We start from the raw sequence: 13,325 nt of genomic DNA, 5'->3' as shown, positions 1-13,325 counted from the left end.
GGCCGGTGTCCCCTCCCCCAGCCCCTCAGCTCCTCCCGCCTCTCAGCTCCCCCGCCCCTCAGCTGCCGCTTCTCGTCAGGGTGGCCTTCGGGGTGCCGCCCCGTTTGTCGTCCGAGGCGAAGGTGAGCGTGCCGTCCTTGCCGAGGGTGTACGTCACGGTGGAGGTGTTGCCCGTGCAGCCCGGCCCCTGTTCACCGTCGGCGGTCTCCTGGAGGACGAGGGCGTTGCCGGTGGCCGACAGCAGCTTCGCCTTGGCCTGACAGCGCAGCAGCACCACGTCGTAGGTCGTCCGCACCACGACGTCGCCCTTCTCGCCGGCCTTGATGACGCTGGTCATGGTGCCGTTGGGGATCCCGTTGGCCATGGTGACGGTGCCGTTCCAGGTGCCGAGGAAGCCCTGGGGGACACGGTTGCCGGCGGTCGGGGCGGTGGTCCCGGCGGGCGGGGTGTGCCCGGACGGCGGCTTGGCGGTGCTGCCGCCGCCCTCCGGCCCGTTGAGGACGGCGAAGAACACCGCGGTAGTGGTGGCGACCGCCAGCGCGCCCGCCACGGAGAGCACCAGAGTGCAGCTCATCCTCCGGGGGCGCTCCTTGCCACCGAGCGCGCCGGAGAGGGCGATCCGCCGTTCCTTGGGGCCGTGGCCGTCGGCTGGGGATGGCGCCGAACCGGCCGGGGGTCCCGGTACTGCCGCCGCGCCGGTCGGCAGGTCGGCGAGGCTAGAGGCGGAGGCAGACGCGGACGCGGACGCGGGTGGTGGCACTGCCGGTACGGACGGGGACGCGGGCGGCGGCGGAGGGACGGCCCCGGTGTGCGGTGCGCCGGCCACCGGCCAGGCGGGCGCCCCGGGCCCCGGGCCCGTGCCCGCATCGGGGCCGTCGCCCCGGCCCGCGCCCGCATCTGCCCCCGCTGTGCCTGCCCCCGGCCCCGTCTGCGTAGCCGGCCCCACGCTCTGCGCCGGCGTGTCGAACGGGATCAGCCCGGACACCGCCCCGTACGACGCATCCGGCGGCCCGGAGGCCCCCTCGGTCCCCAACGTCCCACCAGCCCCGAACACCCCACCCGCCCCAGCCGTCGTTCCAGCCCCGGCCGCCCCGGGCCCCTCCGCATCCAGGTTCAGCAGCGCCACCGCCTGGCGGCTGACCTGTTCGACGAGGGGGCCCGGCAGCCAGCCGGCGCGGACCAGGCCGGCCGCGCCGCCGCTGCCGTCCCCGGCGAGCCGCGCCGCGACCTCTTCCGGGGCGGGCCGCCGCGCCGGGTCCTTGGCCAGGCAGGCGACCACCAACTCCCGTAGTGCGCCGGTGAGTTCCGGGCCCAGTTCGGGTTCCTCGTGCACCACCTTGTAGAGCAGCGCGGCGGACGAGTCCCCGGTGAACGGTGCGGCCCCCGTTGCCGCGAACGCCAGGACGGCGCCCAGGGAGAAGACGTCGGCGGCCGCCTCCGCCCCCTGGCCGAGGATCTGCTCGGGCGCCATGTAGCCGGGCGAGCCGACCGAGACCCCGGTGGACGTCAGTGAGGCGGTGCCGTCCGTGGCCCGCGCGATCCCGAAGTCGATCAGCAGCGGCCCGTCCAGCGTCAGCAGCACGTTGGAGGGCTTGACGTCCCGGTGGACGAGGCCCAGCGCGTGCACCGCGACGAGCGCCTCGGCCAGTCCGGCGCCCAGGGCCCGTACGGAGTGGCCGGCGAGCGGGCCGCGGTCGGCGATCGCGCGGGAGAGGGCGGGGCCTGCGACGTAGCCGGTGGCGACCCAGGGGACGGGGGCGTCGGGGTCGGCGTCCAGGACGGGCGCGGTCCAGGCGCCGCCGACCCGTCGTGCCGAGGCGACCTCGCGGCGGAACCGGGCCCGGAACTGGTCGTCGGCGGCGTACTGGGCATGCACCGCCTTGACCGCCACGGTCCGCCCGCCGGCGCTGCGCCCCAGGTAGACGCGGCCCATGCCGCCCGCGCCCAGGCGGCCGAGCAGCCGGTACCCGCCCAGGGTCCGCGGGTCCTCGTCGGTCAGCGGTTCCATGGCGCCCTCCCCCTCCTGACGGCGGCCCCAGCCTATGACCCAGGTCATGCGGTGTTCCCGAAACCCTGGACCCCGCTTTCCCATCAAACAGGGCGTAAACCCACCATCCGCCCCCATGGCCGCCGGCCCAGGGCCCGTCCATCGGGAGAACGACCGTGTCTCACGCCCCCGGGGAGCGCCCGTACGACCCGTGCCAGGAGGCCCGGGGCGGCCGCCGCGGTCTGCGAAGCCGCACCCGACTCCTGGGGCACGCCCGTTCCGCCCGGCGCACACGGGAGCGCGGGCCGGCCTCCCGCCCCCGGTGGCGGATGTCCTTCCTCACCGGCCTCGTGGCCGTGGTCGGCCTTTGCGCCTACCCGACCGTCAAGTACCTGGACGTGCTGAACGACACCGGGGAGCCGATGTCGTTCAGCCGGGCGCTCCCGGACGGTGCCGCGGGCCCGGCGGGGGCGGCCGCGGCCGATCCCGCGGTCCGGATGCCGACCGGTCCGCCGGCCGCGTTCCGCACGGCGGCCACGCTCGACGACGGCACGAAGATCGGCGTCACCACCCTGCACGGCAGGAAGTCCGGCTTCACCGGCAAGGTGTGGATCTGGGCGCCGAAGGAGTACTACGAGGAGCGCTACCGGAACAGCGCCTTCCCGGTCCTGATCGCCCTGCCGGGCAGCTACGGCTACCCCGCCAACTACTGGGCGGCCACCGGCCACAAGCTCCAGCGGACCGTCACCGACCTGGTGGCGCTGGGCCGCAGCAAGCCGTTCATCGTCGTGATGCCGGTCCTGAACGCCGGTAAGCGCTACTACGACGGCAGCGACATCCCCGGGCAGCCGAAGATGGGCACCTGGATGTCCGACGACGTCCCCGACCTGGTCAAGGCCAACTTCCGGACGTTCACCAGCCGCGACGGCTGGGCGTTCATGGGGTCCTCGTCCGGTGGTTTCGTGGCCCTGAAGCAGGTGCTGAAGCACCCGGACCGGTTCAAGGCGGTGATCGCCAGCGGCCCGGACACCCGCCCGGACTCGCCGCTGTGGCGCGGCCACCGGGCGGAGATGCGGGCCAACGACCCGGAGTGGCTGGCGCGGCGGCTGGCCGCCACTCCTGGCGCCCCTGACGTCCATGTGCTGTTCCAGATCGGGACGCGGGAGGGCGGCCGGGCCAATCTGGAGCGCTTCGTCCAGCGGTACGCCAAGGGGCCGGTCCATGCCCGGCTGCATGTCATCGAGGACGGCGGCCACAACGCCCGCAGCTATCTCCGCGGGATGCGGGACGTGAGCCTGGAGGCCCTCAGCAAGGTCCTCCGCGGCCCGACGCCGGCGCCGTAGGCCCCAGGCGGCCCGTGGGACTCCCAGGCGGCCCGTGGGGCCGGGCCGCCGTCCGGCCGCCGTCCGCGCGGCCTAGAAGCGGGCTCCGGCGCCCGCCGTCAGCAGTTCGACCCGTACATCGGCCGGGAAGCCGGTGGTGGGGCCGACCCGCCGGGCGAACTCGGTGACGCCGCGCAGCTGGTCCGGCCCGAAGCGGAAGTCCAGCGTGGTGAAGTACCGCTCCAGCAGTTCCTGGTCGAAGTGCTCCCAGCGGGCGGCCTGCTCGGCGACCTTGCCGACCTCGTCCAGCGACAGGTCGCGGGAGGCCAGGAATGCCTCGTGCACCTTCTGCACCACCGCCGGCTCGCGCTCCAGGTAGTCGCGGCGGGCCGCCCAGACCGCGAAGACGAACGGCAGTCCCGTCCAGTCCTTCCACATCCGGCCGAGGTCGTGGACGTCCAGGCCGAGCTTGGGCGCGTCGTGCAGGTTGGCGCGGAGCGCGGCGTCGCCGATCAGGACTGCCGCATCGGCCTCCTGCATCATCAGCCCGAGGTCGGGCGGGCAGGTGAAGTACTCGGGCCGTACCCCGATCTTCTCGGCGAGCAGCAGCTGCGCCAGACGGACGGAGGTCCGCGAGGTCGAGCCGAGGGCGACGCGGGCGCCGTCCAGCTGATCCAGCGGCTTCTGCGAGACGATCACGCAGGACATGACCGGGCCGTTGCAGCCGACCGCGAGGTCGGGGAAGGCGACGAGGTCGTCGGCGGCCCGCAGGAATTCGACGAGCGTGATCGGCGCGATGTCGAGCTCCCCGCGCACCAGCTGCTCGCTGAGCTTCTCGGGGGTGTCCTTGGTGAGGTCCAGATCGAGGAGGGTGCCCGTACGGGCCAGGCCCCAGTAAAGGGGCAGGCAGTTCAGGAACTGGATGTGGCCCACTCGCGGCCGGCTGCGACGGTGGTCTGCGTCGGCTGCCGCGGGTGCGTCTCCAAAGGTTGAATTGTCCACATGCGGAGGCTAGACCCGTCGGTCCCGGCGCCGGACGCCGGGGGCCCGCTGTGGACTTTTCCGCCCCGAGCCAAACGTGATCTTTAGCTCTTCCACCTTCGGAGCACACCATGCTAGGCTCAGGCCAAGTTGCAGTTTGGTTTCCCTTGCAGTACAGAGCCTGCGGAGCATGTGACCCGCAGGCTTTTGTAGTTTTCAGACTTCTTTGCAGGTTCTGGAGCAGGGCAACCCTTTGGCCCAAGGAGGGCTTATGGCTACCGGAACCGTCAAGTGGTTCAACGCTGAAAAGGGCTTCGGCTTCATCGCCCAGGACGGCGGCGGCCCGGATGTCTTCGTCCACTACTCGGCGATCAACGCCTCTGGTTTCCGCTCGCTTGAGGAGAACCAGCAGGTCAACTTCGACGTCACGCAGGGTCCGAAGGGCCCGCAGGCGGAGAACGTTACGCCGGTCTGAGTTGCCCGCTCCGGTCTTTCTCCTCTGATGGACCGGTAGCACCCAAGGAGCCCCCCTCCGCCTTCGGGCGGGGAGTGGGGCTCCTGCCTTTTTGTACAACCTTTCGTACAGTCTTTCGTGCAGCCGGCCGCTCGGCCGCATTTCCTCCGGCCCGGTGCCCCGGGAAAATGAATACCAGGTGAATACTCCTTCGGTTCCCGGCCGCGGGACGGCGCACAGGCCGGAGCGCCCGCCACCCGGCGCCGCCCCCTTGCGGCCAGGGCGGTCACCCCGGGGCTCGTCGGCGAACGTCCGGCGCCGGGAACGGAGCGGGTAATTCCCGGACCGCCGGCGCCCCGGAAATCCGCGGACATCCGTGGGAAGACCGGGACGGAGATCGGCGGGAAGACCGGGAAGAGGTAAGAGAGTTTGCGCGGGCATTAGCGCGATTCACCGGCCCGGAAAATCCCGTCCAATTCACGGCGGATGCCGCTCCTACAGGCGCCGGGCCGGCCCGCACCACCGCCCTGGCCTGCGGACTCCCCGCGCCGCGCGGCCCGACGCCTCCCGGAACCGGCATCCGTTCGGCGAATTCGGACGCGGCCGGAAAAACCGGACCCGGCCCGATACCGGAAGGCCCTGCCCGGCCGGCGCGAAGACGGCGGATCCGATCACGGAAAGTGGTCGCATGGCCACATGGCAGGTTCTACCGTGGGCAGAATGAGCGAGAGCATGCCTCCGCAGAAGCCGTGTCCGGACTGCGGTGGCGCGGGGACCGTCGAGTGGGAGACCCCCGGCGGCCACAAGGTCACCACGCAGTGCTCCGGCTGCGCCGGCACCGGAACCGTCCTGGCATAGAGGAGGCGGACGCAGACCATGGCGGCCTTCAGCAGAAGCGGCAAGCCGGTGGGCCTGGACGCGCAGTACGTCGGCAGACTCCCGTGCGCCGTCTGCGGGTTGCGGCCGATGAAGCTGCCGGGCAGGGAGGGCGGCGTGTGCATTCCCTGCTATGCGGAGGAGCGGGCGGCGGCCGGGCGGCGGGCCGCGACGGCCGGGGCGTGGGTGGCGGCGAGCTTCGTCGGCGATCCGTGTCTGGCGTGCGGTTCGCGGTCCGTGGATGCCAACGGGTGGGCGTTCTGGTGCAACTCCTGCCATATGCAGACGGCGGTGGCGCTGCCGCCGCGGTGAGCCGGGCGGCGGCCCGTCCCCCGGTGTCCGCGAGGGCGCGGCACGGAACGGCGCGGCGCAGCATGGCATGGCAACAGGAAGACCCCGTGCCACCTCCCCCACAGAGGTGACACGGGGGTTCCAGTTTGACGTGCGAAGGGCCCGGGCTCCAGAGCCGGAGTCACTGCCTTTCGTAAAGGGGTCACTCCCTTTCGTAAAGGTGCGCGATCTCCCGGGCGAAGTCGCGGGCGACGGCGGCGCGGCGGAGTTTGAGGGACGGCGTGAGGTGACCGCTCTGCTCGGTGAACTCCGCGGGCAGGACGGCGAAGCGGCGGATGGACTCGGCGCGGGAGACCAGCTTGTTGGCGTCGTCGACGGCGTGCTGGAGGTCGGCGAGCAGCCGCTCGTCGTGGACGAGTTCGGCGAGCGGGACGTCGCCCTTCCTGGTCATGTGGCGCCAGTGGGCGAGGCCGTCGGGTTCCAGGGTGAGCAGGGCGGTGACATAGGGGCGGTTGTCGCCGACGACCATGCACTGGCCTATGAGGGGGTGGGCGCGGAGGCGGTCCTCCAGGGGCGCGGGGGCGACGTTCTTGCCGCCGCTGGTCACGATGATCTCCTTCTTGCGGCCGGTGATGGTGAGGTAGCCGTCGGCGTCGAGGGCGCCGAGGTCGCCGGTGGCCAGCCAGCCGTCCCGGTCGGCGGCGGGCCGGACGGTGCCGGCGGCGTCCCAGTAGCCGGAGAAGACGTGCGCGCCGCGGAGCAGGACCTCGCCGTCGTCGGCGATGCGGACGGCGCTGCCGGGGAGCGGCCAGCCGACCGTGCCGATACGGGGGCGCAGCGGCGGGGTGACGGTGGCCGCGGCGGTGGTCTCGGTCAGGCCGTAGCCCTCGAAGATCTCGATGCCGGCGCCGGAGTAGAAGGCGGCGAGGCGGTGGCCGAGCGGGGAGCCGCCGCAGATCGCGTAGCGGACGCGGCCGCCGAGGGCGGCGCGGATACGGCGGTAGACGAGCGGGTCGTAGAGCTTGCGGGCGGCCTTGAGGGCGACGCCGGGGCCGGGGCCCGTCCCGTGTTCCCGGGCCTCGACGGCTTCCCCGTAGGCGCGGGCGATACGGACGGCGCGGTCGAAGGAGGCGGCCCGGCCCATCTTCTCGGCGGTGGCGCGGGCGGTGTTGAAGACCTTCTCCAGGACGTAGGGGATGGCGAGGAGGAAGGTGGGCCGGAAGGCGGCGAGGTCGGCGAGCAGGTCGTCGGTCTGGATGCTGGGGGCGTGGCCGAGGCGGACCCGGGCGCGCAGGCAGCCGACGGCGACCATGCGGCCGAAGACGTGCGAGAGGGGGAGGAAGAGGAGGGTGGCGGCGGGCTCCTCGCTGACCGAGGTGAAGACGGGGTGGAGGAGGGCGATGGCGTTGTCGATCTCGGCGAAGAAGTTGGCGTGGGTGAGGGCACAGCCCTTGGGGTTGCCGGTGGTGCCGGAGGTGTAGACGAGGGTGGCGAGGAGGTCGGGGGTGAGGGTGGCGCGGCGTTCGTCGACGCTCTCGTCGGGGAGGTCCCGGCCGGCGTCGACGAGTTGGGCGACGGCGCCGGTGCTGAACTGCCACAGGTGGTCGAGGGCGGGCAGCGCGCCGCGGATCTGGCTGATCAGGCGGGCTTCGTCGACGCTCTCGACGGCGCAAGCGCGGGCCGAGGAGTCGTGCAGGATCCACTGCGCCTGGTGGGCGGAGGAGGTCGGATAGAGGGGGACGGTGACGAGGCCGGCGGCCCAGGCGGCGAAGTCGAGAAGGGTCCAGTCGTAGGTCGTGCGGGCCATGATGGCGAGCCGGTCGCCCGGGCGGAGGCCGTGCGCGATCAGGCCCTTGGCGACGGCGCGGACCTCGGCGGCGAACTCGGCGGCGGTGACGTCGCGCCAGGTGCCGTCGGGGCGCTTGCGGGAGAGGACGGTCTCGTGCGGGGCCTCGGCGGCGTTGGTGAAGGGGATGTCGCCCAGCGAGCCGGTGCGGACGGGCGGGGCGAGTGGGGGGACGGCTGCCTCTCGGACGGTGCCGTCGGTCAATGTCCTTAGGGGTTCGGTGAGTTGGGGAGCGGGGGTGGGGGCTGCGGGGGTGTGCGGGGGTGGGCTGGGGTGGTTGGACACGAGCGGCTCCTTGCATCCCACGTAGTGGTTGCGGTGGGTTCCTGTTCCGCCGGGCTCGGGAGGATTTGGGTTGCTCGTCGTGGCGGCGGCCTGTGGTGTTTGTGGCCGTCCCACGTTGTCTTCTGCGGCGCCGTGCCGGCTGGTGTGGCCTCGCCTACGGCTGGTGGGTGGGGTCGGAGGGGCTGCCCCGGAACCCGCCCTCGGCGCGGGCGCATCTGGTCCGTAGATGAGGAATGCCCCGGCGTTCGCTCCAGATCCTGCGGGCGGGCTCCGGGACATCCCCTCCGGCCCGGCCGGCACGCGGCTTTCCCGCCGTCTCGGTGGCGGGTGGCTGTGCGGGGCGTCCCCTGAGGCGCGGTAGCCGGGTGCCGCTCTCCGGGGGGTGCGGCGGCCGGGTGCGGTCGGCCGGCTGGTTCGCCCGAGGGGGAGCGCAGTTGTGGGATGCGGCAAGGCGTCAGCCCCCTTCGGCACTGACCCGACGGTAACCTTACTGCGCGGTAAATGTACGCGGTGGTGCGGGGCCGGCCAATGGTCTTGCACGGGATTCGTCTGCGGGCGGGGAATTTTGACGGGCCGGCGCCCGGCAGTTTCGTCAGGCCGGGGTCCAGTGTTCGCCGTGCATGCGGTGGCCGAGGCCGGACCAGGCGAAGTTCATCAGGGTGGCGGCGGCTTCCCTGGCCGCCGTCCGTGCGCCGTCGCCGGTGGCACGGGGTGAAGTGCCTTCGGTGGCACCGGCGTTGACCCAGTCGGCGAGCGATTCGGCGGCGCCGATGAGGGCGTGCGCCAGGCCCGCGACCTCGCGGTCGGCGAGTTCGCCGGCGCAGCCCGCCTCCTTCGCGGCGGCGGCGATCAGGCCGGTGACGAAGCGGACGATCTCCGCCCGCATCGCCGCCACTTCGGCCGCGAACGGCTCCCCCTGGGAACGCGCCTGCTGGTGCAACACCGCCCAGCCGTCGGGGTGTTCGGCGGTGTGCGCGAAGAAGCCGGTCAGGCCGCTCCAGAGTTGGCGGTCGGCGGCGGCGCCCCTCTCCACGGCCGCGGTGACGGCCGCCACCAGGGCCGCGGACTCCCGCCGGATGACCGCGCCGAAGAGGTCCTCCTTGGAGTTGAGGTAGAGGTAGACCAGCGGCTTGGAGACGCCGGCCAGTTCGGCGATCTCGTCCATGGAGGCCGCCCGGTATCCGCGCCGTGCGAAGGTCCGCACCGCGGCGTCCATCATCTGCTGCTCCCGGATCGCCCGCGGCACCCGTTTGCCCTTGGCAGCACCCACCCTGAAGTCCCTCCCCGCCCGTTTGCGGCAGTTACCGCAAAGTAAGTTTACGATCTCCGACCTCCTCGGCCGGCCGGTTGACATGATGTGAGACATGGCGAGACGATACGTTTCGTTGCACCTGATGATCTCGGTTGCACGCGTACGCCATGTCCCTGGGAGGTCCGCACATGCCGCAGCAATACGGGAGCACGGAAGCCGTGGAGCGCTTCGTCGACGCCGCTCCGGGGGTCCGGCTGTGGACCGAGCAGCGGGGGCCCGTCGACGCGCCGCCGCTGCTGCTGGTGATGGGCGCGCAGGCGGCCGGCGTGGGCTGGCCGGAGCCACTGGTGGACGCGCTGGCCGCGCGGCACCGGGTGATCCGCTACGACCACCGCGACACCGGCCGCTCCACCTGGTCGTTCGATGAACGGCCGTACCGGATCGCGGACCTCGCGGACGATGTGATCGCGGTGCTGGACGGGCTCGGTGTCGCCCGCGCGCATCTCGTGGGGATGTCGCTGGGCGGCATGCTGGTCCAGATGGTCCTCGCCGATCATCCGGAGCGGCTGTTGAGCGCGACATTGATGGGCACCTGCGCGCTGAGCACCGTCCCGTACACCCGGCCCGACGGCGGCACCGTCCCGGTGGCGGAGCTGCCGGGGATCGCGCCGGAGGTGCTGGAGATGTGGGCGCAGCCGGTGGTGGACCGCGGCGAGGAGGCCGAGATCGCGCGGCGGATCGCGCACTGGCGGGTGCTCGCCGGGGACCGGCTGCCGTTCGACGAGGCGTTCTACCGCGCTCTGGAACGACGGGTCGTCGCGCACACCGGGCACTACCGGGTGGGCACCGCCCACGGGCGCGCCGACGACGGCGGGATGCTGCGCACCGAGGAACTGGCGCGCAACGAGGTGCCCGCGCTGGTGGTCGCCGCCCCGGCCGAGCCGGTGTTCCCGCCGCCGCATCCGCAGCACCTCACGCAGGCAATCCGGGGCGCCGGGCTGGTCGAGATCCCGGGGATGGGGCATGCGCTGCCGCCGGCCGTGCACCGGCCGCTGGCGGAGGCGATCCTGGCGCACACGGGGGCCGTGGACCGGGCGGCGGACGGGGCGGTGCCCGCCGTCGGCTGAGCCGCGCCTGCACACCGGGAGCGGGCGCACAGCGCGGCGCCCCCGCGGCCTCGTACGGGCTGCGGGGGCGCCGCGGTGTACTGCCGGCGGAGTGGGCGCCGGTGTCAGGCCGCGGCCGGGGCGGGCTCGCGGTCGGCGGCGGGCGCCACGGCGTCGGCGGCGGGCTCCGTCTCGCCGATGCGGATGCTGGTGGCGCGGGCGTAGGCGTCGCGGTCCAGGATCTTCTCGCGGGCCGAGACCAGGATCGGGATGACCGCCTGACCGGCGACGTTGGTGGCGGTGCGCATCATGTCCAGGATCGGGTCGATGGCCATCAGCAGGCCGACGCCCTCCAGCGGGAGGCCCAGCGTCGAGAGGGTCAGGGTCAGCATGACCGTGGCGCCGGTGAGGCCGGCGGTGGCGGCGGAGCCGATGACCGAGACGAAGGCGATCAGGACGTAGTCGGCGACGCTGAGGTGCACGTTGAAGATCTGCGCGATGAAGATCGCGGCGATCGCCGGGTAGATCGAGGCGCAGCCGTCCATCTTGGTCGTGGAGCCGAAGGGGACCGCGAAGGAGGCGTACTCGCGCGGTACGCCGAGACGTTCGGTGACCTTCTGGGTGACCGGCATGGTGCCGACCGAGGAGCGGGAGACGAAGGCCAGCTGGATCGCGGGCCAGGCGCCGCGGAAGAACTGGAGCGGGTTGACCTTGGCGACGGTGGAGAGCAGCAGCGGGTAGACGACGAAGAGGACCAGCGCGCAGCCGAGGTAGATGTCGACGGTGAAGGTCGCGTACTTGCCGATGAGGTTCCAGCCGTAGGTGGCGATGGCGTTGCCGATGAGGCCGACGGTGCCGATCGGGGCGAGCCGGATGACCCACCACAGGGCCTTCTGGAGCAGCTCCAGGGCGGAGCGGCTGATCTTGAGGACCGGCTCGGCCTTGTCGCCGAGCTGCAGCGCGGCGATACCGGCGACGGCCGCGATGAAGACGATCTGCAGGACGTTGAGTTCGGTGAACGGCGTGATGACGTCCTTGGGGACGATGCCGGTGAGGAAGTCGATCCAGGAGCCGGTGTGCTGGGGGAGCTTGCCGTCCTTGGGCGTCAGGCCGGTGCCCGCGCCGGGGTTGCTCAGCAGGCCGATGGCCAGGCCGATCGCCACCGCGACGAGCGAGGTGACCATGAACCACAGCAGGGTGCGGGTGGCCAGCCGGGCGGCGTTGTTGACCTGCCGCAGGTTGGTGATCGAGACCAGGATCGCGAAGAAGACCAGGGGGGCGACGGCCAGCTTCAGCATCTGGACGAAGAGGTCGCCGATGTGCTCCAGGGTGGAGCCGAGCCAGCCGATGTCACCGCTCTTGGCGACCCAGCCGAGCAGCACGCCGAGGACGAGGCCGGCCAGGATCTGCACCCAGAACGGGATCTTGGGTATTCGGGAGGACTTCGGGGACTTCGGCGCCGTCGCGGGCGCGGGGGTCTGGGCGGGCGTGGACAACGGACACACTCCGGGAACGGTGAAGGCGTGGGGACGCGGGGCGTCGGGGGGCGGCGTGACAGGGCGCCAGGAGGTCCGTACGTGAGGCGAAGGATCTCCGGCCGCTGGGGGACGTGTCAGCGGCGGCAACAGGCCGCGGACATACAGCGGCAAAGATCGACGTGCAGGCGCGCCACGAGCGGGACGCTCATGGGGGTCGAGGGCGCGGCTGCGGTCTGCATGACATGCACGTTAACACTTGAACTTTGAGGAACCCAAAGAAAATCTTTGGGTGGGGGGCATAGCCGGTGAACCGCCGCGGAAGCGGCGACAGTGCGCAAAAAGGCGCCCGGTCCGGGGAGTTGGAACTCCGCGGACCGGGCGCCGGATGAGGTGGAGGGGTGGGTGGCGCGCCGACGTGATGCGTCTTACAGCGCCGAAAGCAGACCGAAGCGGGCGAAAGCAGGCCGCAGCGGGGAGGGGCCGGCCCGGTGCCTAGAGCTGGTCCTCCATGCTCTGGTTGGCCGCCAGGCGCTCCTTCTGGCGGTCCACCTTGGCCACGATCTGCTCGGACATCGCGTCCCGCTGCTTGCGCAGCAGTACGAAGCTGAGCGGCGCGGAGATCACGATGGCGAGGAGCAGCAGCCAGATGGTGTTGGAGTTGCCGACGCCGAGCGGGATGATCCGGAAGTACGCCAGCACCCACACCACGGCGAAGCAGACGGCGAACAGGCCGATGCGAAGGGCGGTGTAGCGGAGCGTGGCGAACTTGGGGCTACTCACGGTCGGGACCTTCTTCTCAACGGCAACCGAAAGGGTCTCCGTCCAGTCAAGCACAGGAAGCCGGGCGATCTTCCGGGCCCCCGGCACCGGGGGGCGTCAGGCCAGGTCGAGCCACATGGTGACGTCGTCACGGAAGTCGTCGGCGGCGAGCTTGATCGCGCGGGGCGCGCGGCCGATCTCGCGGTAGCCGCAGCGCTCGTAGAAGCGGCGCAGGCCGGTGCCGCCGCGGCAGGTGAGGCGGAGGCCGATGATGCCGTCGAGGGAGCGGGCGGCGCCGGCGACCGCGGCCATCAGGTCCCGGCCGACGCCGCGGCCCTGGAGGGCGGGGTGGACCATGACCGTGTAGACCCACAGCCAGTGGGTGTACATGCGGTGCCGGTTGAGGGTGAGGAACGCGGTGGCCACGATCCGGCCGCCGGCGCCCCGGCCGACGAGCAGCCGCTCGCGGCCCTCGGCGAGCGCCGCGAGATGGCGGACGAGGTCGGGGCGGATGTCCTCGGGGGTCACGGGCGGGACGAAGCCGACCGCGCCGCCCGCGTTGGAGACGTCCGCCCACAACGCGCAGATTCCGTCGCGGACTTCGGGGGAGACGGCAGGGTCCAGCTCGAAGCGTACGCTCGGCACACTCATGGAGCGGACCCTACCGGGGCCCCGGAAGGGGGCGGGG

At 72.3% G+C, this 13,325-nt stretch carries 12 protein-coding genes; 5 read left to right on the top strand and 7 right to left on the bottom strand.

Annotation, left to right across the window (positions count from 1 at the left end; translation table 11 throughout):
• Positions 1-58 precede the first annotated feature (58 nt).
• Positions 59-2,008 carry a serine/threonine-protein kinase gene (locus ACRAS8_RS19645; protein ID WP_438490538.1) on the bottom strand — a complete coding sequence of 650 codons (1,950 nt, stop codon included), beginning with the start codon at positions 2,006-2,008 and terminating at the stop codon, positions 59-61.
• 308 nt (positions 2,009-2,316) lie between these two features.
• Here ACRAS8_RS19645 and ACRAS8_RS19640 point away from each other — a divergent pair, with 308 nt between their 5' ends.
• Positions 2,317-3,330 carry an alpha/beta hydrolase gene (locus ACRAS8_RS19640; protein ID WP_438490537.1) on the top strand — a complete coding sequence of 338 codons (1,014 nt, stop codon included), beginning with the start codon at positions 2,317-2,319 and terminating at the stop codon, positions 3,328-3,330.
• 72 nt (positions 3,331-3,402) lie between these two features.
• On the opposite strand, the gene ACRAS8_RS19635 is transcribed toward ACRAS8_RS19640, so the two are convergent.
• Positions 3,403-4,311 (bottom strand): menaquinone biosynthetic enzyme MqnA/MqnD family protein, encoded by a 909-nt coding sequence (locus ACRAS8_RS19635; protein ID WP_438487333.1) that lies wholly within the window; start codon positions 4,309-4,311, stop codon positions 3,403-3,405.
• Positions 4,312-4,561: 250 nt separating this feature from the next.
• On the opposite strand from ACRAS8_RS19635, the gene ACRAS8_RS19630 reads away from it, so the two are divergent.
• The 3 genes from ACRAS8_RS19630 to ACRAS8_RS19620 all read left to right on the top strand — a co-directional run bounded on the left by ACRAS8_RS19630 (position 4,562) and on the right by ACRAS8_RS19620 (position 5,932).
• The gene (locus ACRAS8_RS19630; RefSeq protein WP_003984261.1) at positions 4,562-4,765 is read left to right on the top strand and encodes a cold-shock protein; all 204 of its coding nucleotides are present in this window, start codon (positions 4,562-4,564) and stop codon (positions 4,763-4,765) included.
• A gap of 699 nt (positions 4,766-5,464) precedes the next feature.
• Positions 5,465-5,602, top strand: a complete 138-nt coding sequence (locus ACRAS8_RS19625; protein WP_157846767.1) for a hypothetical protein — start codon at positions 5,465-5,467, stop codon at positions 5,600-5,602.
• An 18-nt stretch (positions 5,603-5,620) separates the two neighbouring features.
• On the top strand, positions 5,621-5,932 hold the full coding sequence (locus ACRAS8_RS19620; RefSeq protein WP_438487332.1) for a hypothetical protein: 312 nt from the start codon (positions 5,621-5,623) through the stop codon (positions 5,930-5,932).
• A gap of 181 nt (positions 5,933-6,113) precedes the next feature.
• Here ACRAS8_RS19620 and ACRAS8_RS19615 read toward each other — a convergent pair whose 3' ends face one another.
• Together ACRAS8_RS19615 and ACRAS8_RS19610 are read right to left on the bottom strand one after the other, a co-directional pair.
• Positions 6,114-8,042 (bottom strand): AMP-dependent synthetase/ligase, encoded by a 1,929-nt coding sequence (locus tag ACRAS8_RS19615; protein ID WP_438487331.1) that lies wholly within the window; start codon positions 8,040-8,042, stop codon positions 6,114-6,116.
• A gap of 592 nt (positions 8,043-8,634) precedes the next feature.
• Positions 8,635-9,312 (bottom strand): TetR/AcrR family transcriptional regulator, encoded by a 678-nt coding sequence (locus ACRAS8_RS19610; protein WP_438487330.1) that lies wholly within the window; start codon positions 9,310-9,312, stop codon positions 8,635-8,637.
• Positions 9,313-9,512: 200 nt separating this feature from the next.
• Here ACRAS8_RS19610 and ACRAS8_RS19605 point away from each other — a divergent pair, with 200 nt between their 5' ends.
• On the top strand, positions 9,513-10,421 hold the full coding sequence (locus ACRAS8_RS19605) for an alpha/beta fold hydrolase (protein WP_438490536.1): 909 nt from the start codon (positions 9,513-9,515) through the stop codon (positions 10,419-10,421).
• A gap of 104 nt (positions 10,422-10,525) precedes the next feature.
• Here the strand turns inward: ACRAS8_RS19605 and ACRAS8_RS19600 are convergent, their stop codons facing one another.
• The 3 genes from ACRAS8_RS19600 to ACRAS8_RS19590 form a co-directional block, all read right to left on the bottom strand.
• The gene (locus ACRAS8_RS19600) at positions 10,526-11,896 is read right to left on the bottom strand and encodes a dicarboxylate/amino acid:cation symporter (protein ID WP_438487329.1); all 1,371 of its coding nucleotides are present in this window, start codon (positions 11,894-11,896) and stop codon (positions 10,526-10,528) included.
• A gap of 474 nt (positions 11,897-12,370) precedes the next feature.
• Entirely contained in the window at positions 12,371-12,658 is a 288-nt protein-coding gene (locus ACRAS8_RS19595) for a DUF4229 domain-containing protein (RefSeq protein ID WP_438487328.1), read from the bottom strand.
• Positions 12,659-12,754: 96 nt separating this feature from the next.
• The gene (locus tag ACRAS8_RS19590) at positions 12,755-13,288 is read right to left on the bottom strand and encodes a GNAT family N-acetyltransferase (protein ID WP_438487327.1); all 534 of its coding nucleotides are present in this window, start codon (positions 13,286-13,288) and stop codon (positions 12,755-12,757) included.
• Positions 13,289-13,325 lie beyond the last annotated feature (37 nt).

This window comes from Streptomyces sp. S186 (assembly GCF_051603415.1).
Lineage (GTDB): Bacteria > Actinomycetota > Actinomycetes > Streptomycetales > Streptomycetaceae > Streptomyces.
Note: the sequence above shows the minus strand (reverse complement) of the source record. Positions and strands in the feature narration are given on the sequence as shown.